Origin of the sequence: Rhodanobacter ginsengiterrae (assembly GCF_050026815.1) — a bacterium.
Classification (GTDB): Bacteria; Pseudomonadota; Gammaproteobacteria; order Xanthomonadales; family Rhodanobacteraceae; genus Rhodanobacter; species Rhodanobacter ginsengiterrae.
Genome location: NZ_JALBWO010000043.1, coordinates 1 through 18,915 on the forward strand (window position 1 = coordinate 1; position 18,915 = coordinate 18,915).

Below are 18,915 nucleotides of genomic sequence, written 5' to 3' on the forward strand. Positions count from 1 at the left end.
ACACGCTCTTCGCCAAGTCCACACCCAGGGTTATAGTGCTCATGGAGACTTCCTCTTCTGTTGACGGTTGTGTTGCAACACCATCATGGCCCTCGAGGCCAAAGGGGAGGAAGTCTCTTTTTACTCGCTCAGGTCGCTCTGCTAAAATGGACCCCGTGAACAACGTCATCGAATTGAAAAATACCGGCCTCCGCGCCCAGTTGCGCGAAGCGCAACAGAAACAGACGCTGATCCGGTTGTGGCGCGACGAGCTGGAACACGGCAGCTTCTGCGGCTATGTGGGCGGCGTCGGGCGCGAATTCTTCCTGCTCTGGGTGGTCGGCGACGGCATCAGCTACGACGGCATGTACATCATGCGCCACCGCGACATCTCCGAACTGGAAGCGCCGGACAAGCATCACGTTTTCTTCGAGAAGGCGCTGGCGATCAAGCACATCCTGCCGCGACCGCCGCGAGGCTTCCCGCTGGACAACATCCGCGAAGTCATCCAGGCCGCTGGTGCCCAGGCCCCGGTGATCGGCGTGCATGTGGACAGCGAAGACGAGTCCGAAGTCTGCTACATCGGCCGGTTGGTCGACGTCGAGGAGGACGGCTTCAACATGCAGGAGCTCAGCCCCGACGCTGAATGGATGCGCGAGCCTTCGTTCTTCAGTTGGGACGAAGTCTCCACCGTGAGCATCGAGGACGCCTACGCGCAATCGCTGTTGGCCGTGGCCGGCCCCGCACCGGATCTGGTCCCCGGTGGCGACACCGGCTTCGGTCGCGTCCCCTCGCCCTGAGTTCGGTCCACTCGCTGTGCCGCGACCCGGCGGCCCTCGGCCAACACCGTGGGACCTGAGCTGTCGATGGCATCGCCTTCCCGACTTTGGTCTGCCTGCGCCAGCAGTTAAGCTCAGCTGTCTGAAATGACGCCAGCGCAGCTTGGCCGGGAAACACCCATGACACGCATCGTCGTCGTCGGCAGCATCAACATGGATCTGGTCACCCAGGCGGCGCGCTTCGTCGGCCCGGGCGAGACCATCATGGGCGAACGCTTTCTCACTGTGCCCGGCGGCAAGGGCGCCAACCAGGCCGTGGCCGCGGCCCGGCTTGGTGCCGAAGTGACTCTGGTCGGCGCCACCGGCGATGACGCCTTCGGTCAGCAACTGCGCGCGGGTCTGGCCGCCGAAGGCATCGATCTGGGCCACGTCGCGCAGCTCGACGATGTTGCCAGCGGCACCGCCTCGATCACGGTCGCCGGCGGTGAAAACCAGATCATCGTGGTGCCCGCCGCCAATGCCCACGTCACCCCGGCGCACGTGGAGAACGCACGCGCGCTGGTCGAGCGCGCCGACGTCGTGCTGGTGCAGATGGAAATCCCGCTGGAGACGGTGGAGGCAACCCTGCGCCTGGGCCACCGCCTGGGCGTGCCGGTAATCCTCAACCCCGCCCCCGCGCAAAAGCTGCCAACCGAATGGTTGCGGCTGGCCCGCTATGTCACCCCGAACCAGCATGAACTGGCGATCCTGCTCGGTGCTGATGCCGACGAAGACTTCCGCAGCTTGATGCGGCGCGCGCCATGCCCGGTGGTACTGACCCGCGGCGGCGACGGTGCGTGGTATCGCGAAGACGGTGATCCCGTCCACCAGAGCGGCTTCGCCGTCGAGGTGGTCGACAGCACCGGCGCCGGCGACACTTTCAACGCCGCACTGGCGGTATTCCTGCGCGAAGGCCTGGCCGTCGCGGTACGCAAGGCCTGCGCCGCCGCCGCACTGTCGGTGACGAAGCTCGGCGCGCAGGGTGGCATGCCGAGCCTGGCTGAAGTCGAGGCATGGCTGGGCGACCGGTCCGCCTGAGCGCCGCCGCGCCAACCAGGTGAGGTTGGCGCTATGCTGAAACCATGCGCCTGCGTGATCTCGGCTTTCTGCTTGCCTTCTCCACGGCCCTGTTGCCATCGGGCACGCTGGCGCTGGCCGCTGCCGGTATCCCGCTCGATCTCGCTGCATGGTTTCCGCTGGGTTTCATCTTCGGGATCGTGCCGCTGATCGATGCCCTGGTCGGACAGGACCGCAGCAACCCGAAGGATCCCGGAGAAGCCGCGCGACTCGACCGGCATGTGTATTTCCGCGTTCTCACCGCACTCGTGCTGCCGCTGTGGCTGGCCACGCTGGCATGGTGCACCTGGCATTTCATCCACTGGTCGATGGGGCCTGTCGGCATCATCGGATGAATCCTCTCGACCGGGGTGATTGGTGGCACGCTGGCCATCAATCCGGCACACGAGCTGATCCACAAGTCGACCCGGGTGGAGCCGCTGATCGGCGGCATCCTGCTGAGCAGTGTGGGCTATCACGGCTTCAAGGTTGAACACGTGCGCGGCCACCATCTGCACGTGGCCACGCCCGAGGATTCATCTTCGGCAAGGTTGGGAGAATCGGTCTACGCCTTTGTACCCCGCGCCCTGTGGCGCAACGTGCGCAACGCGTGGCGACTGGAGGCGGTGCGGCAGCTTCAGCGCGGCAGGTCGCCCTGGTCATGGCGCAACGAGATGGTGCACTGGACCGCTTTGTGGATGGTCTTCATGACGCTGTCCGGCTTGCTGGGCGGCGCGCCCGCGCTGCTGTTCTTCCTCGCCCAGGGTATCGTCGCCGCCGCCACCCTGGAGGTGATCAACTACGTCGAGCATTACGGCCTGTCGCGCCGGGAAATTTCGCCGGGACGCTACGAGCGCGTCAATCACCTGCACTCGTGGAACTCGTCGCAGCGCTACACCAACTGGTTGTTGTTCAATCTGCAGCGCCATTCCGATCACCACGAGACGGCACGACGGCGCTATCAGGCACTGCTGCATCATGCCGACAGCCCGCAACTTCCCGCCGGCTACGCGACCATGTTCGTGCTGGCGCTGCTACCGCCGCTCTGGCGACGGGTGATGGATCACCGCGCACTCGCCGCGACGCGTTGATTCATTTGCCGATGCAGAACGAACCGAAAATTGCGCCGAGCAAATCGTCGCTGCTGTAGCTGCCGGTGATTTCGCCCAGTGCGTGCTGGGCCTGACGCAGTTCTTCGGCAGCCAGTTCGCCGGCATGGGTGGCCAAGGTGTGGGCGGCCCGATCGAGATGGATGGCGACTTGCTGCAGCGCCAGCACGTGGCGGCGGCGGGCGCTGAAGGCGCCTTCGCCGCTGCCGGCACCGGCGAGGTGCTTGAGGTGGTCGCGCAGGGGCTCGAGGCCTTCGCCGGTTTTGGCGGAGGCCCATAGCCAGTGCGCGTGGTCGCGTTGTTCGGCGTGCGGGGCGAGGCCGTCGCGGTCGATCTTGTTGATCAGGACCACGCGTTCGACGTTTGCGGGCAGCGATGCGAAGAAGGCGAGGTCGGCGCCGGCGTGTTCGGCATCGCTGACCAGCAGGGCGACATCGGCACGCTGCAACTCGCCATGGGCGCGACGCACGCCTTCGCGTTCGACTTCGTCATCGGTCTCGCGCAGGCCCGCTGTGTCGGCCAGTTCCAGCGCGATGCCGTCCAGGCTCAGGGATTCGCGCAGCACGTCGCGGGTGGTGCCGGCAGTGGCATTGACGATGGCGCGATCGCTGCCAGCCAGTGCGTTGAGCAGGCTCGACTTGCCGGCATTGGGGCGGCCGATGATCGCCACCCGCAGGCCGTCGTTGAGACGCAGGCCGCGCCTGGCTTCGCGCAGCAGTTCGGCCAGTTCGGCGCGTGCGCCTTCAAGCTGGTGCCTGATCGCCGGGTCGGCGAGGAAGTCGATTTCCTCTTCGGGAAAATCGATCGCCGCCTCGATGTGCACGCGCAAGGCGATCATCGCCTGCAGCAGCGCCTCGACCCGGCGCGAGAACACCCCTTCCATCGATTGCAGCGCGGCACGGGCGCCAGCTTGCGAGCGCGCCGCGATCAGGTCGGCGACGGCTTCGGCCTGCGCCAGGTCGAGCTTGCCGTTGAGGAAGGCGCGCTCGGTGAATTCACCCGGCCGCGCCAGCCGCGCACCGAGTTCGCAACAGCGACGCAGCAAGGCATCCAGCAATACCGCGCTGCCGTGGCCTTGCAGTTCCAGCACGTCCTCGCCGGTGTACGAAGCAGGAGCAGGGAAGTGCAGCAACAATCCGCGATCGATCAGCACGCCAGCGGCATCGCGAAACGCCGCGAAGTGCGCGTGGCGGGGTTGCGGCGCACGGCCGAGCAGGCTCCGCGCGATCGTCGGCACCGCCGCACCGGAGACCCGCAGCACGCCCACGCCGGCCGCACCCGGTGCGCTGGCGATCGCGGCGATGGTGTCGGGGCTGTGCTCATTCATGCTCGGCGACTCCAAACGAAGTCAGCCGCGACGGTTGCCCGCTCGCGGCTGACGAGGCGGCGACGACCCGGGATCAGGCGGCCTTGGGCCTGGCCACGTCCTCGCGATCGATGTGATGGGTGATCCACCACTGCTGGCCCAGACCGACGATGCCGTTGACCGCGTAATACAGGCACAGACCGGCAGGGAAGAAGGCGAACATCACCGTGAACAGCAACGGCATCACCTTCATCATCTTCGCCTGGGTCGGGTCCATGCCCGCGGCGACCGGATTCAGAATTTGCGTACCCAGCATCACCGCTGCGTAGATGATCGGCAGGATGTAGAACGGATCGGGTGCGCTGAGGTCGGGGATCCACAGGAACGGCGCATGGCGCAGTTCCAGACTGTACTCGAGCACGAAGAACAGGCCGTAGAACACCGGAAGGGTGATCAGCACCGGCAGACAACCGCCCATCGGGTTGACCTTTTCCTTCTTGTACAGCTCCATCATCGCCGTCTGCATCTTCTGCTTGTCGTCCCCGTAACGCTCCTTGAGCGCCTGGACACGCGGCTGCAGTTTGCGCATGCGTGCGCTGGAACGGTACTGGATGGCGGTGAGCTTCCAGCTCAGACCCTTGATCAGCAGCACCAGCAGGATGATCGCCACGCCCCAGTTCTTGGTGATCGCGTGGAACTGCGACAGCACCCAGTGCATCGGCACGGCGATGATCTTGAACATGCCGTAGTCGATGGTCAGGTCCAGACCCGGCGCGATCGCGTCCATCGAACCCTGCTTGTTCGGACCCACATACAGGCGCGAATCACTGGTCGCGCTCTGACCCGGCGGGACGCTGATGGACGGACCGACAGTGCGGATCATGAAGCGCGGGTGGACGCTGTCCGGGTTGATCGTGTCGGTGAGGTACTGCTCGGTCTGCCCGGCCGGCGGAATCCACGCGGTGACGAAGTACAGTCGCAGCATCGCCGCCCAACCGCCCTTGATCGACGCGTTGAGCTGGTCCTTGGGTTTGGCAAAGTCCTTGAACGCCAGCTTCTCGAACTTCTCGCCGGTGTACCAGGCGGCACCCTGGAAGCTGCGCGACTCCGGTTTGCTGTAGCTCTGGATCCAGTTGCCGGGTTTCGGCGGTTCAACCCGCAACAGCTGCTGATAGGCATTGCCCTGCCAAGCCGTGGCGCCGCCGTTTTCGATGCGCTGGCTGACGCCGATGACGTAGCTGCCACGCTTGAGCGTATAGGTCTTGGTGACCTTGAGGCCGGCGGCATCCTGCCAGGTGAGGTCGACTTTCAGTTCGTCCTGGCCGGCTGTCAGCGCGTAGGTGGTCTTGTCGGCATGGAACAGCGCCAGGTGGTTGGGCTGATCCGCAGGCGCGGTGTCGCTGCTGCTGACCAGGCCGTTCTGGGCGACCGAGTAGTACGCAGGCTCGGTGGTCAGCAGCACGGTCGGCGGTGGGTTCGGGGCCTTGTGCGTGCGCGGCGCGTCCGGGTAGGCCAGCAGGTCGGCATGCACCAGACTGCCACCGCGGGTATCCACGCTCAGCTTCAGCACATCGGTCTGCACCGTGATCAGCTGCGCGACTGCAGGCGCCGTGGCATTGGCGATGGTGCCGACAGCAGGAGCGGCGGCACCCGGCGCAGCGGCGGTCGGAATCGCCCCCGGGACGCTGGCGTCGCTCGACGACGCAACCGCTGTCGTGGCGGCGGTCTGCGGTGCCAGCGGTGGGTAGTCTTTCTGCCAGGCCATGAACAGGAAGTAGGCCACGGCAACCAGGGCGAACATGAGGAAGGTGCGCGTTTGATTCATCGCGTAGCAAATCCGGGTAACGCCACGACACTTGTCAACGCCGCGGAGACTGTAAGGAGAGGGTCAACGCTCGATTGTGGTGGTCTGACCGGCGCGCTTCAATGCTTCGGACGATCCGGCCTGGCTGGCCAGCAGTTTTTTCCACAAGGCGTCCAGTTCGGCGAGCAACTCTGGCCCCGGCATGCCGGCAGCCAGTTCGCGCGCCATCACCATCAAGTCGACGGAGGGAAGCTGATGGCGCACGCGACGGAACGACTCGCGCAGCAATCGCTTGATCCGGTTCCGTTCGACCGCCCGCTTGGAGACACGCTTGGAAATCGCGAGGCCGAGCCGGGCGTGACCCAGCTCGTTGTCGCGAAAACGCATATGAAAACAGCGGCCGCCTGCGCGTCCGCTGCTTGTCCGCAAGGCGGCGAAGTCGCTCGGCCGACGTAGCCGCGCATCGCGCGGCAGACCGGCGGTGGACATGCGCCGGATCTGCTTACGGGATGAGGCGCTTGCGGCCCTTGGCGCGACGGGCATTGATGATCTTGCGGCCGTCGGCGGTGGCCATACGGGCACGGAAACCGTGCGTGCGTGCGCGCTTGAGCTTGCTGGGCTGGAAGGTCCGCTTCATGGCTTACTCCGAAGGGAATGTGGATAAAAAGGTTGGAAAGTATGGCGGTGATTTGCCACTACTGTCAAATGCTTGCAAACGCGACCTGTGGACAAGGATGTGGATATCTGGGCGGTCTGCCTGTGGAGGCAGCTGTTAGACTAGCCCATCACCCCCGCGCAGCAGCGCTTCAAGCAGTGGTTGATTTCATTCATGAGTGATCTGTGGCGGCGCTGCCTTGAGCGCCTGGAGGGCGATCTGAGCGCCGAAGACCTGCACACCTGGTTGATGCCGCTGCAGGCGCGCGAAGATGCCAATGGCCTGCAGCTGTTTGCGCCGAATTCGTACACGCTGGAAACCGTTCGCGGGCGCTATCTGGAACAGATTGAAGCGGTGCTGTCGCAACTTGCCGGCAAACCACTGGTTGTGCGGCTGGAAGTCGGCTCCAGTTCGATCCGTCCGGCGCCTGCGGCGAAACCGGCACCTGCTCCAGCCGCCCGTCATGCCACCGCCCCGGCGGTCGTGCATCACCACAATCTTGATCCGCATTACACCTTCGAAACCTTTGTCGAAGGCAAGTCCAATCAACTCGGCAAGGCCGCGGCGATGCAGGTGGCGACCAACCCCGGACGCGCCTACAACCCGTTGTTGCTGTACGGCGGCACCGGGCTGGGCAAGACCCACCTGATGCATGCGGCAGGCAACCTGATGCGCGAGCACAACCCGGACTTCAAGGTTCTGTACCTGCGTTCGGAACAGTTCGTCGGCTCGATGATCGAGGCCTTGCGCGCCAAGAGCATGGATGAATTCAAGCGACGCTTCCGCTCGGTCGACGCGCTGCTGATCGATGACATCCAGTTTTTCGCCGGCAAGGACACTACCCAGGAAGAATTCTTCCACACATTCAACGCGTTGTTCGAGTCCAAGCAGCAGATCATCCTCACCTGCGACCGCTATCCGAAGGAAGTGGACAAGCTGGAGCCGCGCCTCAAGTCGCGACTGGGGTGGGGCTTGTCGGTGGCGATCGAACCGCCGGATTTCGAGACGCGGGCGGCGATCCTGCTGGCCAAGGCGCACGAAAAAGGTGTGGCGGTGGACGAGAATGTCGCGATGCTGCTGGCCAAGCGCATCCGTTCCAACGTGCGTGACCTCGAGGGCGCCCTGAACACGCTGGCGGCACGCGCGAATTTCTACGGCAAGCCGATCACCACCGATTTTGCCGAGGAAACCCTGCGCGACCTGTTGGCCACCCACGCTCAGGCCGTCACCATCCCGAATATCCAGAAGATCACCGCCGAGTACTTCAATGTCCGGCTGCAGGATCTGCTGTCCAAGCGCCGCGTGCGGTCGCTGGCCAGGCCGCGCCAGATTGCGATGACGCTGTCCAAGGAGCTGACCGATCACAGCCTTCCGGAAATCGGGGAGGCCTTTGGCGGTCGCGACCACACGACCGTGATGCATGCCTGCAAGACGATCCGCAAATTCATCGAAACCGACCCGCGGATACGGCAGGATTGGGAACAGTTGATCCGCACACTTACCGGTTGAGACGCGCGACAGGGAAAGCTATGGATAAGCGGGGGTGCAGGCTGTGGATAATGGGTGGATGAATAGGCCTTGAAACTTATCCACAATTCACGCACCGACAAACCGCCTTCCGGAACACAATGTGTTTTCCTCGCAAGCAATTGATTAAAATACGTTTTCAGCGAAAAAAAAGTTATACACCGCGCCAACAACAACAACTACACTTCTTTTAAAGATAAAACAGCAGGTATAGGGGAAGCATAGCCATGCAATTCAGCATCCAACGAGAAGCCCTGCTCAAGCCGCTGCAACAGGTCGTCGGCGTGGTTGAACGCCGCCAGACATTGCCGGTGCTGGCCAACCTGCTGGTGAAAGTCGGTGGCAACAAGCTGTCATTGACCGGCACCGACCTCGAAGTGGAGATGGTCGCTACCGCCGATGCGGAAAAGCTGGTCGACGGCGAGATCACCATTCCGGCGCGAAAGCTGTTCGACATCGTGCGAGCGCTGCCTGACGGCGCACGGATCGAACTGAAGTTGAATGGTGATCGCGTGGCGTTGAACGCCGGTCGCAGCCGTTTCACTTTGACCACCCTGCCGGCAAGCGAATTTCCGACGGTCGACGAGATCGAGCTGGTCGAGAAAGTGAGCCTTCCCGAGGAGGTGCTGCGGGACTTGATGGAGCGCACGGCCTTCGCGATGGCCAACCAGGACGTGCGCTATTACCTCAATGGCATGCTGCTGGATCTGCAGGAACATACCCTGCGCTGCGTGGCCACGGACGGTCATCGACTTGCCATGAAGGAAACCGAGCTGCAGAGCTCGGTGAGTACCCGGCGGCAGATCATCATCCCGCGCAAGGGTGTCAATGAGCTGATCGGTCTGCTGGAGACGGGTGACGGGCAGGTCGAACTCGAGTTTGGTCGCAATCATCTGCGCGTGCGTCGCGGCGATGTGGTTTTCACCTCGAAATTGATCGACGGTCGTTTCCCGGACTACGAGGCGGTGATTCCATTGGGCGCCGACAAGACCGCCACGCTGGATCGGGAAGTTTTGCGCGGCGCCTTGCAGCGTGCAGCCATTCTCTCGAACGAGAAGTACCGCGGCGTGCGTCTTGAGCTGTCGCCGGGCAAGCTGCGGATCGTCGCGCATAACCCGGAACAGGAGGAGGCCGTCGAGGAAGTCGAGGCTGATACCCATGTGTCGGATCTTGCGGTGGGTTTCAACGTGGGGTATCTGCTCGATGCCCTGGCTGCACTGCGTGGCGACCATGCACGCTTGAGCCTGCGCGATGCCCAGTCCAGCTGTCTGGTGCAGGAGCACGACAACGAGCATGCCCGCCACGTGATCATGCCGCTGCGGCTCTGACCGCCGCGCATGGTTTTCGCCACGGGCGGCAAGACGTCGAAACGCCGGAGTCCCCACCAGGGACTCCGGCGTTCCTGTTTGAGGCGTGAGTGCGGATGAATATCGAGCAGTTGCGCATCACCGGTCTCCGCTGTTTCGGCGAAACCACGATAGCGCTGGATTCCGGAATCAACGTCTTTGTGGGCGCCAACGGTGCCGGCAAGACCAGCGTGCTGGAGGCGGTCTTCCTGTTGTCCCATGGGCGTTCTTTTCGTAGTGGTGCAAAGGATGCCTTGTTGCGGCGAGGGGCCCCCGGTCTGTCCGTCTTTGCGGAGTGGCGGCGTGCCGATGGGCGACTCATTCGGCTGGGTTTGGGTAAAACCGGTGCTCGTTGGGAAGGGCGGGTGGATGGGGTCAACGCCGCCTTGGGTCAATTGGTGCAGGAATGCGCTGTAGTCTGTTTCGACCCCGGCTCCCATGCACTCATTTCCGGAGGTGCCGAGGAGCGACGCCGCTACCTCGATTGGGGCGTGTTCCACGTGGAACACGAGTTCTTCTCGGCTTGGCGCCGCTATCAACGGGCGCTGAAGCAACGCAACAGCTTGTTGCGAAGCAATCCATTGGCAGGCGATGCGCTCTTCCTGCCATGGGAGGCCGAGCTGTCCCAGTCGGCACACCTGATCGATCTCCAGCGACAGGCCTACCTCGACCTCCTGCGGCCGAGGCTGGCAGCGAGCGCGGCTGGTCTGCTGGGCGAACTGGGAGCGCTGGAGCTTCGTTACCGTCGTGGTTGGGCGGAAGATCATGAGCTGGCAGGACAGCTGCGGGAACAGCGTGGCAGAGATATCGCGCGCGGGCACACCGCGCTTGGCGCTCATCGTGCTGATTGGACGATGCTCTTCGAGCATGCCCCGTTGCGCGAGCATCTGTCCCGCGGGCAGGGCAAATTGGCGGCTCTGGCGTGCATGCTGGCCCAGGCGGGGCTCTATGCGGAACAGCATGGCGATTGGCCGGTGGTTTGCTTGGACGACCTCGCCTCCGAGCTGGATCGGCCGCACCAGCGTGCCGTCATGGCCCAGCTGGCCGCGGCGAACGCACAGATCCTGCTGACCGGCACTGATCTCCCGGCTGCCTTGGAGGGGCTTCCGTCGCGAGTGTTCCACGTGGAACAAGGCCACGTGTCCTGCCTGCTATAATCGAAGGGTTGCATCTCTCACAGATGGCATAACCCTGTCCGGCCTTTCACGGCGCCGCGTCGGGCGGGTAGCTGGCGCCAGGAAACGGTCACCGCATGAACGAATCCATCAACGAATCGCATTACGACTCCAGCAACATCAAGGTCCTCAAGGGCCTGGAAGCGGTGCGCAAGCGCCCGGGCATGTACATCGGCGACACCGATGACGGTACCGGCCTGCATCACATGGTGTTCGAGGTGGTCGACAACGCGATCGACGAAGCCTTGGCTGGGTACTGCGACAAAGTGGTGGTCACCATCCTCGATGACGGGTCCGTCAGCGTCAGCGACAACGGTCGCGGCATCCCGGTTGACACCCACCCGGAAGAGGGGCGCTCCACCGCCGAGGTGGTGATGACCGTGCTTCATGCCGGTGGCAAGTTCGACGCAAATTCCTACAAGGTCTCCGGCGGCCTGCACGGCGTGGGCGTGTCGGTGGTGAATGCGCTGAGCGATCATCTGTGGCTGACGATCTACCGCGATGGCCACGAATACCTGCAGGAGTACGCCCTCGGTGACCCGCTCTATCCGTTGAAGGAAGTCGGTCCGTCGACCAAGCGCGGCACCCTGGTTCGTTTTCTGCCCAGTCCTGCCACGTTTACCAGCAATATCGATTTCCACTACGACATTCTGGCCAAGCGCCTGCGCGAACTGGCCTTCCTCAACTCGGGCGTCACCATCGAACTGAAGGACGAGCGTGACGAGGGTCGGCAGGACACCTTCGCCTACGAGGGCGGCATCCGCTCGTTCGTGCAGTACCTGGCGCAGCTGAAGACGGCGCTGCACCCGAACGTGATCAGCTTGGTGGCCGAGCAGGACGGCATCACGGTGGAAGTGGCGATGCAGTGGACCGATTCCTACCAGGAGACGATGTTCTGCTTCACCAACAACATCCCCCAGCGCGATGGCGGAACCCATCTCACCGGCTTCCGCGCCGCGCTGACCCGCTCGCTGCAGAACTACATCGAGAAGGAAGGTCTGGCCAAGCATGCCAAGGTCGCCCCGACCGGCGATGACATGCGCGAAGGCATGATCGCCGTGCTGTCGGTCAAGGTGCCCGATCCGAAGTTTTCCTCGCAGACCAAGGACAAGCTGGTTTCTTCCGAGGTGAAGACCGCGGTGGAACAGGCGGTCAATGAGAAGCTCGGTGAATTCCTGCTGGAGCATCCCAACGAAGCCAAGGCGATCGCCTCCAAGGTGGTCGACGCCGCCCGCGCCCGAGAAGCCGCGCGCAAGGCACGCGAGATGACCCGCCGCAAGGGTGCCCTGGATATTGCCGGCCTGCCGGGCAAACTGGCCGACTGCCAGGAAAAAGATCCGGCACTGTGCGAATTGTTCCTGGTCGAGGGTGACTCCGCCGGCGGCTCGGCCAAGCAGGGCCGTAATCGCAAGACCCAGGCCGTGCTGCCGCTGAAGGGCAAGATCCTCAACGTCGAAAAGGCGCGCTTCGACAAGATGCTGTCCTCGGCCGAGGTTGGCACCCTGATCACCGCGCTGGGCACGGGCATTGGCAAGGACGAATACAATCCGGACAAGCTTCGTTACCACCGCATCATCCTGATGACCGACGCGGACGTCGACGGATCGCATATCCGCACCTTGCTGCTGACCTTTTTCTATCGCCAGATGCCGGAACTGATCGAGCGCGGGCACATCTATATCGGTCTGCCGCCGCTGTACAAGGTGAAGCAGGGCAAGCAGGAGCTATACATCAAGGACGACACCGCACTGAACGACTACCTGATCGCCAGCGCGGTCGACAATGCTGCCCTGACTTATAGCCCGGATGCGCCGCCGATCACCGGTGAGGCACTGGAGAAACTGCTGCGCGGCTACCAGCATGCGCTGGATCAAATCGCCAAACTGGCGCATCGCTTCGATGCGCCAGTGTTCAACGCGCTGCTTGAACACCCCCCGATGCATGCCGACCTGTGGACTGATGAACCGGCCATGCAGGCCTGGCTGGATGGAGCTGCCGGGCGACTGGCGGCCAGTGGCCTGGGCAAGCCGCATTACCGCATGGCGCTGCGACCCGCGCAGGGTGAGCAAGGCGCCGCCATTGAAGTTGTCAAGGAACAACATGGTTTGAGCCATACCTGGCTCTTGCCTCAGCCGTTCTTCGGCAGCAACGAATACCGCCCGATCCTGGCGATGAGCCAGCAGATCGCAGGCATGATCCAGCCTGATGCCGTGGTACGTCGCGGCAACGCATCGCGCGGCGTGCTCAGCTTCCTGGAAGCACGCAACTGGTTGCTCGATGAAGCGAAAAAGGGCCGCAGCATTCAGCGCTTCAAGGGCCTTGGTGAAATGAACCCGGAACAGCTGTGGGACACGACGGTCAACCCGGAGACCCGGCGCATGCTCCAGGTAGGCATCGAGGATGCGGTTGCCGCCGACCAGATGTTCTCGATGCTGATGGGCGAAGCAGTAGAGCCGCGTCGCGACTTTATCGAGGCCAATGCCCTGAAGGTCGCCAACCTAGACATCTGACCATCCGCGCGGGTATGCAAGATAATCGCTCAAGCAATTGATTTTTAACAAACTTCCATGCGGCACTGCAGCTTGTTATCGCATGCCGCATCGAGTTAACCTCCGTGATTCCCCCGCGTCACTCGATCGATACGCGCAGACAAAACGAGGACCACCATGAAGCATGTCCGTGGATTGACCATGCTGGCGAGTGCGGCGCTGCTGTTCAGCATGGCCAGCAGCCCGGTACTGGCGCGCAAGCACGAGGACACCGCCAAGAAGGAAGTGCTCTATCCCAACGCCACCCGCGTTGCGCCCAAGCTCGACCTGACCAGCGAAAAAGACCAGAAGAACCTCAACGAAGGGCTGGATGCAGTCAACGCCGGCGACAAGGCCAAGGCACAGCAGTTCCTGCAGGCGATCATCGACAGCAGCAAGAGCAAATATGCCCAGGCGCTGGCGCTCCAGGGTCTGGCCAATCTCGCTTACAACGACAGTGACACGAAGGGCGCGATCAGCTTGCTGCAGCGCTCGCTGGCCATCGGCGTGATGCCGAACGACACCTATTTCCAGCTTGAATACATGCTGGCCCAGTTCCAGTTGGCCGACGAGCAGTACCAGGCCGCACTCGATACGATTGCGAAATGGCGTGCCGAGGGCAAGAAGGAAACGGCCGAATCCTATGCGCTCGAGGGCAACGCCTACTATCGCTTGGCCAAATACCCCGAAGCGATCGCCGCGATCAACAAGGCCAAGTCGCTGAGCACCAAGCCCGAGCCCAGCTGGGACCAGATCCTGATGGCCAGCTACGCCGAATCCGGCCAGGACGAGAAGGCCGCCGCCCTGGCGACCAACCAGCTCAATTCGAATCCGAACGATCCGAACGCACTGAACAACGCCGTCGCCGTGCTGATGCAGGCGCACAAGTATCCCGAGGCCATCCAGCTGTTGGAGAAGGGCCGCGCGGCAGGCACGCTGACCAAGGAATCGCATTATGTGAACCTGGCCAAGCTCTACCTGATCACGGGCCAGGACAGTGACAACCCGGCACCGAACGCCACCAAGGCCGCGCAGGTCCTGGAAGAAGGCATGAGCAAGGGCGTGGTCAAGCCGTCAGCCGAGACCTATGTCCTGCTGGGCCAGTCGGCCGAGATCGCCAACAATACCGACAAGGCCATCGGCTACTACGCCAAGGCCCAACCGCTGGCCACGGACGGTGAGCCTGCCCTGCACGCCAGTCGCCTGATGCTCAGCGAGAACAAGTACCAGCAGGCGAAGACGCTGGTACAGACCGCCCTCGACAAGGGCGTCAAGCAAAAAGGCAAGGCATACATGATTCTGGCCGAGTGCGAACGCGGCATGAAGAACAAGCCGGCCGCGATCAGCGCCATGAAGAAAGCGGCGCAGGATCCCGACACCGCCGCAAAAGCCAAGGCTTGGTTGCAGAAGGCCGGTGCTGGCTGAGTAAATGAAAGAGTACGGCCGGTTGCGGGTTGGATGGCCGCCCATCCACCCCGTAACGCTATACAAAAGCCATGTGCTGTTGTAACGTTGAAACCTTCCCCTGCGTCTCCCCAGTGGCATGATTTTCACCGGATCCGTCCAGGCATCAGACGGTACCGGGTCAAGCCCTGCGGCAACGTTCTCTTCCGATTGATCAGCTTCAGACAGTGACAGATGGCCTCAAGTAACGAAGAAAATGGGCGCGAGCCGTTTAGTTGGAAGCGCACCTGGGCATTGGCAGTGGCCATCGGGCTGCATGCGTTTGCGTTTCTGTTGATCGTGGCGCCGATGGCGCCGCCGCATCAGAACCACAAGGAGAAGGAACGCATCGTCCAGGTGAACTTCATCGAGCCGCCGCCGCCGCCGCCGCCGCCACCACCGCCGCCGCCGGAGCCACCGAAGCAGCCGCCGCCGAAAATCATCAAGCAGGTTACGCCGCCGCCGACCCCGCCGCCGCCGACGCCGCCACCCGTGGTGGACGAAGTCTCGGCAAATTCGACCCCGGCACCACCGCCGTCACCGCCGTCACCGCCGGCGCCGCCAGCGGATATCTCGGCCAGTCAGGATTTGAGCTACAACAGTAGTTTGACGGCGAAGTATCCACCGCAGGCAATCCGTCAGCGGCATGAAGGTACGGTGATACTGATGATCCTGGTGGGCGTGGATGGTTCACCAAAGGACATCAAGGTCGAGAAGTCCAGCGGCTACCATGAACTTGACCGTGCAGCCATGGATGCAGCACGCCGTTGGCGCTTCAATCCGTCGATTCGAAATGGACAAAAAGTTGAGGGGTACGCCCGCGTTCCCGTCAACTTCAATCTCAACCAGCTGTAACCGGGTCACCCCGGTTTACAGTTACAGTTCACGCTTGACTTCCCTAGGGTAGCGTTATGTTCCTACAGACTCCTGCAACGACCGATGCCGCACAGGCCATGGGTGGCAATACCAACGCCGAAGCCATGAAACAGATGGGCTTCGACAACCTGATCCAGAACTTCGACTGGCTCGGCTGGGTCGTCTTCGTGACCCTGGTCGTGATGTCGTTCCTTTCCTGGTACTTCATCATCGCCAACGGCATTCGCAATGCGACTGTCCGGGCCCGCGCCGACAAGGTGATCGACGGTTTCTGGGGCAACGGCTCCACCCAGGACGCGATTCGCGAACTCGAAGCGCAGCCGCGCAGCGAGCCGTTCTCGAAGATTGCGCTGGATGCCGCCTCGGCGGTTGCCCATCACCAGCAGGCCACCGCGGCTGCCGGTACCACCGGTCGTCTGGCCGAATCGCTGAGCCGTTCGGAATTCATCGATCGCGCCCTGCGTCAGGCCGTGGCTCGCGAGAGCCTGCGTCTGGAAGGCGGCATGACCCTGCTTGCCACCGTCGGCTCCGCAGCTCCGTTCGTGGGTCTGCTCGGTACCGTCTGGGGTATCTACCATGCACTGATCCGCATCGCCGCCTCGGGCAACGCCTCGATGAATGCGGTGGCCGGCCCGGTCGGTGAGGCGCTGATCATGACCGCGTTCGGTCTGTTCGCCGCTATCCCGGCGCTGTTCGCGTACAACTTCTTCAGCCGCTCGAACCGTCTGACCTACGCCCGCTTCGACGAATTCGCACACGACCTGCACGACTTCTTCGCTACCGGTTCGCGCGTCGACAGCTCGAAGTGAGGGATTGACCCATGGCGATGAGCACTGGAGGCAATTCCGGCGGTCCGATGTCGGAAATCAACGTCACGCCGCTGGTCGACGTGATGCTGGTTCTGCTGATCATCTTCATGATCACGGCGCCACTGATGTCGCACTCCATCACGATCGACCTGCCGACGGCCAACCCGAAGACCAAGGAACCGGAGATGGTGGTTCCGCCACTGGATCTGGCGGTGAAGCAGGACGGCAGCATGTACTTCAATGACCACCAGGTCACCGAAGCCGAGTTGCGGTCCCTGCTGGCGGTCAATGCGCAGAAGTCGCCGCAGCCGGAGCTGCAGATTCGCGCGGACAAGGGCACCGAGTTCAAGATCGTGAAGAAGATCATCGGTGACACGAAGGATTCGGGCATGGTGCATGTCGCCTTCATGACCACTGACGCGCCGAAGGGGTGACCTGAGATGGCTTTCTCTACCAAGACAAGCGGTCCGATGTCGGAGATCAACGTCACGCCGCTGGTCGACGTGATGCTGGTTCTGCTGATCATTTTCATGATCACGGCGCCGGTGCTGGCGCACAAGATCCAGGTCGATCTGCCGCAGCCCAACGCAAGGAACACGCCGCCGCCCAATCCGCTCGATCCGATTCATCTGAAGATCGACCAGAGTGGTTCGCTGTATTGGAACGACACCCCCGTTGACGAACTGGGGCTGAAAGCGCAGCTGGCGGTGATCGCCCAGCAGAGCAACCAGCCGGAAATCCAGATCGCGGCGGCGGATGGCGTGGCCTACGAGCACGTGGCCCGCGTGCTGGCGGATGCGAAGAGCTACAACCTGGTCAAGATCGGTTTTACCGAGGATTTCTGACCCGGTGCTGCCCTCGGCAGCAGGCAACAAGCAAAACCCCCGCCTGGTGCGGGGGTTTTTGTTTGCGCAGCGCAGAGTCGCGAAGAGATCAGCGCAGGATCTGCACGTAGTTGCGCACGGTGTTGGCCAAGCCGTCGTACAAGGCCTCACCGATCAGCGCGTGACCGATCGATACTTCGGCCAGCCCGGGAATGGCAGCGCGGAAGGTGCCCAGGTTGGCCTGGCTGAGGTCGTGCCCCGCATTCACGGCCAACCCGGCCTGCTGCGCGCGCCGTGCGGTATCCGCACATGCCGCCAGCGCGAGCGCCGGCCTGCCGTCGGCAAATGCTTCGGCGTACGGGCCGGTATAGATCTCGATGCGCTGCACGCCGATCACGGCGGCGAGGTCGAAGTCCTGGCTGCCGGCATCGACAAACAGGCTGACCCGGCAACCGAGGTCGCCAAGTTCGCCGACCAACGGCCGCAGACGGGCAATGTCGTTGCGCAGGTCAAAGCCGTGATCGGAGGTGATCTGGCCATCGCTGTCGGGTACCAGGGTGACCTGGGTCGGGCGCACCTGGCGTGCCAGTTCGAGCAGTCCGGGGTAGTCACCGCGGGCACCGGCGAACGGATTGCCCTCGATGTTGTACTCGACCCGTCCGCGCAGCATCGCGGCCAGCGCGCGCACGTCGTCTGGGCGCACATGGCGCTGGTCGGGACGCGGATGCACGGTGATCCCGCCGCAACCGGCCTCGATGCAGGTTTGCGCCGCGCGGCAGATGTCCGGTTCGTCGCCGCCACGCGAGTTGCGCAACACGGCGATCTTGTTGAGATTGACGCTGAGCAAAGTCATGACTTTCTGGCAACCCGCAAGGAATGAAACATCGGGACGGCGACGTCGGCACTTGGCTGGCGACGAATGACAGCGTTTCGATGGACCGGAAACAGTGCGCCGATCACGCGCTGCTGGCAAGCCTGCCGACGCGGATCTGGCGCTGGGCACCACGCCAAGCCAGTGCCCCGACGACGTCCGCATCCAGCTCCAGCTGTCGCAACTGCCAGGCTCCGGCATCGTCGCCGTGCAGTCGCAGCAAGCGCAAATGCCCGGCATCGCGCGCCACACTGAAGCGATCAAGCCCGAAAGCAATGCCGCGACCGAGTGCTTTCACCACGGCCTCCTTGGCCGTCCATACTTCAAGAAAGGCCACAGCCTGCTCCGCCAGCGGCAGCGCTGCCAGCGCCGCCGCCTCATCGGCACTGAAGAAGCGAGCGGCGATTTCCAGCGCGCGATGGCGCGGCCGCACCCGTTCCAGGTCGATTCCCGGCGTGATGTTCCGCCCCACCGCGATCAGGGCCTGGTCGCCGCTGTGCGACCAGTTGAAGCCGAGCGACTGGTCATGCACTGCAGCCAGTGCGGGACGGCCATGTTCGCCGTCGATCAGCACCACCTGTCCGGCGGCGATGCCGAGATAGCCGGCAAGCAGAACACGCAGCGGCCTGCGCCCCTGCGACGCCCGGTAGTCCACGCGCCACACGTGAATCTCGTCATCGCCCAGGGCCTCTGCTACGTTGGCGAGAACGGGGTCGGGTCTGGCGATCATGCGTGCATGGTGGCGCCGGGGTCGCCGGCGCACAAGCGCGCGAGCGGCCCGGATGCGCG

At 63.2% G+C, this 18,915-nt stretch carries 19 protein-coding genes; 13 read left to right on the plus strand and 6 right to left on the minus strand.

The window, feature by feature from the left end; translation table 11 throughout:
• Window positions 1-146: 146 nt before the first annotated feature.
• From ACQGNJ_RS02820 to ACQGNJ_RS02835, 4 genes are all read left to right on the plus strand, one after another.
• Window positions 147-779: a hypothetical protein gene (locus ACQGNJ_RS02820; RefSeq protein WP_426687716.1), complete on the plus strand. Its 633-nt coding sequence runs from the start codon at window positions 147-149 to the stop codon at window positions 777-779.
• Between the two features lie 159 nt (window positions 780-938).
• Entirely contained in the window at window positions 939-1,835 is an 897-nt protein-coding gene (rbsK, locus tag ACQGNJ_RS02825) for a ribokinase (RefSeq protein ID WP_426687717.1), read from the plus strand.
• Window positions 1,836-1,879: 44 nt separating this feature from the next.
• The gene (locus ACQGNJ_RS02830; protein WP_426687718.1) at window positions 1,880-2,209 is read left to right on the plus strand and encodes a fatty acid desaturase family protein; all 330 of its coding nucleotides are present in this window, start codon (window positions 1,880-1,882) and stop codon (window positions 2,207-2,209) included.
• A gap of 15 nt (window positions 2,210-2,224) precedes the next feature.
• Window positions 2,225-2,944, plus strand: coding sequence for an alkane 1-monooxygenase (locus ACQGNJ_RS02835; RefSeq protein WP_426687719.1), 720 nt, complete (start codon window positions 2,225-2,227; stop codon window positions 2,942-2,944).
• Between the two features lies 1 nt (window position 2,945).
• On the opposite strand, the gene mnmE is transcribed toward ACQGNJ_RS02835, so the two are convergent.
• The 4 genes from mnmE to rpmH form a co-directional block, all read right to left on the minus strand.
• The gene (gene mnmE / locus ACQGNJ_RS02840) at window positions 2,946-4,289 is read right to left on the minus strand and encodes a tRNA uridine-5-carboxymethylaminomethyl(34) synthesis GTPase MnmE (protein WP_426687720.1); all 1,344 of its coding nucleotides are present in this window, start codon (window positions 4,287-4,289) and stop codon (window positions 2,946-2,948) included.
• A 73-nt stretch (window positions 4,290-4,362) separates the two neighbouring features.
• The gene (gene yidC, locus ACQGNJ_RS02845) at window positions 4,363-6,093 is read right to left on the minus strand and encodes a membrane protein insertase YidC (RefSeq protein ID WP_426687721.1); all 1,731 of its coding nucleotides are present in this window, start codon (window positions 6,091-6,093) and stop codon (window positions 4,363-4,365) included.
• Window positions 6,094-6,156: 63 nt separating this feature from the next.
• Entirely contained in the window at window positions 6,157-6,615 is a 459-nt protein-coding gene (rnpA, locus tag ACQGNJ_RS02850; protein WP_426687722.1) for a ribonuclease P protein component, read from the minus strand.
• Window positions 6,575-6,709, minus strand: coding sequence for a 50S ribosomal protein L34 (gene rpmH, locus ACQGNJ_RS02855; protein ID WP_007082494.1), 135 nt, complete (start codon window positions 6,707-6,709; stop codon window positions 6,575-6,577). The genes rnpA and rpmH overlap by 41 nt, the downstream gene beginning before the upstream one ends.
• A 192-nt stretch (window positions 6,710-6,901) precedes the next feature.
• Between rpmH and dnaA the strand changes: the two genes are divergently transcribed.
• From dnaA to ACQGNJ_RS02900, 9 genes are all read left to right on the plus strand, one after another.
• Window positions 6,902-8,236 (plus strand): chromosomal replication initiator protein DnaA, encoded by a 1,335-nt coding sequence (gene dnaA, locus ACQGNJ_RS02860; protein WP_426687723.1) that lies wholly within the window; start codon window positions 6,902-6,904, stop codon window positions 8,234-8,236.
• Between the two features lie 245 nt (window positions 8,237-8,481).
• The gene (gene dnaN, locus ACQGNJ_RS02865) at window positions 8,482-9,582 is read left to right on the plus strand and encodes a DNA polymerase III subunit beta (protein ID WP_426687724.1); all 1,101 of its coding nucleotides are present in this window, start codon (window positions 8,482-8,484) and stop codon (window positions 9,580-9,582) included.
• A 95-nt stretch (window positions 9,583-9,677) separates the two neighbouring features.
• Window positions 9,678-10,757, plus strand: a complete 1,080-nt coding sequence (gene recF, locus ACQGNJ_RS02870; protein WP_426687725.1) for a DNA replication/repair protein RecF — start codon at window positions 9,678-9,680, stop codon at window positions 10,755-10,757.
• Window positions 10,758-10,852: 95 nt separating this feature from the next.
• Window positions 10,853-13,285, plus strand: coding sequence for a DNA topoisomerase (ATP-hydrolyzing) subunit B (gene gyrB / locus ACQGNJ_RS02875; RefSeq protein ID WP_426687726.1), 2,433 nt, complete (start codon window positions 10,853-10,855; stop codon window positions 13,283-13,285).
• Between the two features lie 156 nt (window positions 13,286-13,441).
• Window positions 13,442-14,728, plus strand: coding sequence for a tetratricopeptide repeat protein (locus ACQGNJ_RS02880; RefSeq protein ID WP_426687727.1), 1,287 nt, complete (start codon window positions 13,442-13,444; stop codon window positions 14,726-14,728).
• A 213-nt stretch (window positions 14,729-14,941) separates the two neighbouring features.
• Window positions 14,942-15,601, plus strand: coding sequence for an energy transducer TonB (locus ACQGNJ_RS02885; protein ID WP_426687728.1), 660 nt, complete (start codon window positions 14,942-14,944; stop codon window positions 15,599-15,601).
• Window positions 15,602-15,699: 98 nt separating this feature from the next.
• Complete coding sequence (locus tag ACQGNJ_RS02890) at window positions 15,700-16,431, plus strand: MotA/TolQ/ExbB proton channel family protein (RefSeq protein ID WP_007809815.1); 732 nt, start codon at window positions 15,700-15,702, stop codon at window positions 16,429-16,431.
• Window positions 16,432-16,442: 11 nt separating this feature from the next.
• A complete protein-coding gene (locus tag ACQGNJ_RS02895; protein ID WP_426687729.1) occupies window positions 16,443-16,865 on the plus strand; it encodes an ExbD/TolR family protein in 423 nt (140 codons plus the stop codon).
• Between the two features lie 6 nt (window positions 16,866-16,871).
• Entirely contained in the window at window positions 16,872-17,276 is a 405-nt protein-coding gene (locus ACQGNJ_RS02900) for an ExbD/TolR family protein (protein ID WP_426687730.1), read from the plus strand.
• An 88-nt stretch (window positions 17,277-17,364) separates the two neighbouring features.
• Here the strand turns inward: ACQGNJ_RS02900 and ACQGNJ_RS02905 are convergent, their stop codons facing one another.
• Together ACQGNJ_RS02905 and ACQGNJ_RS02910 are read right to left on the minus strand one after the other, a co-directional pair.
• The gene (locus ACQGNJ_RS02905) at window positions 17,365-18,108 is read right to left on the minus strand and encodes a pyridoxine 5'-phosphate synthase (protein ID WP_426687731.1); all 744 of its coding nucleotides are present in this window, start codon (window positions 18,106-18,108) and stop codon (window positions 17,365-17,367) included.
• A 103-nt stretch (window positions 18,109-18,211) separates the two neighbouring features.
• Window positions 18,212-18,856: a 4'-phosphopantetheinyl transferase family protein gene (locus ACQGNJ_RS02910; RefSeq protein WP_426687732.1), complete on the minus strand. Its 645-nt coding sequence runs from the start codon at window positions 18,854-18,856 to the stop codon at window positions 18,212-18,214.
• Between the last annotated feature and the right edge of the window lie 59 nt (window positions 18,857-18,915).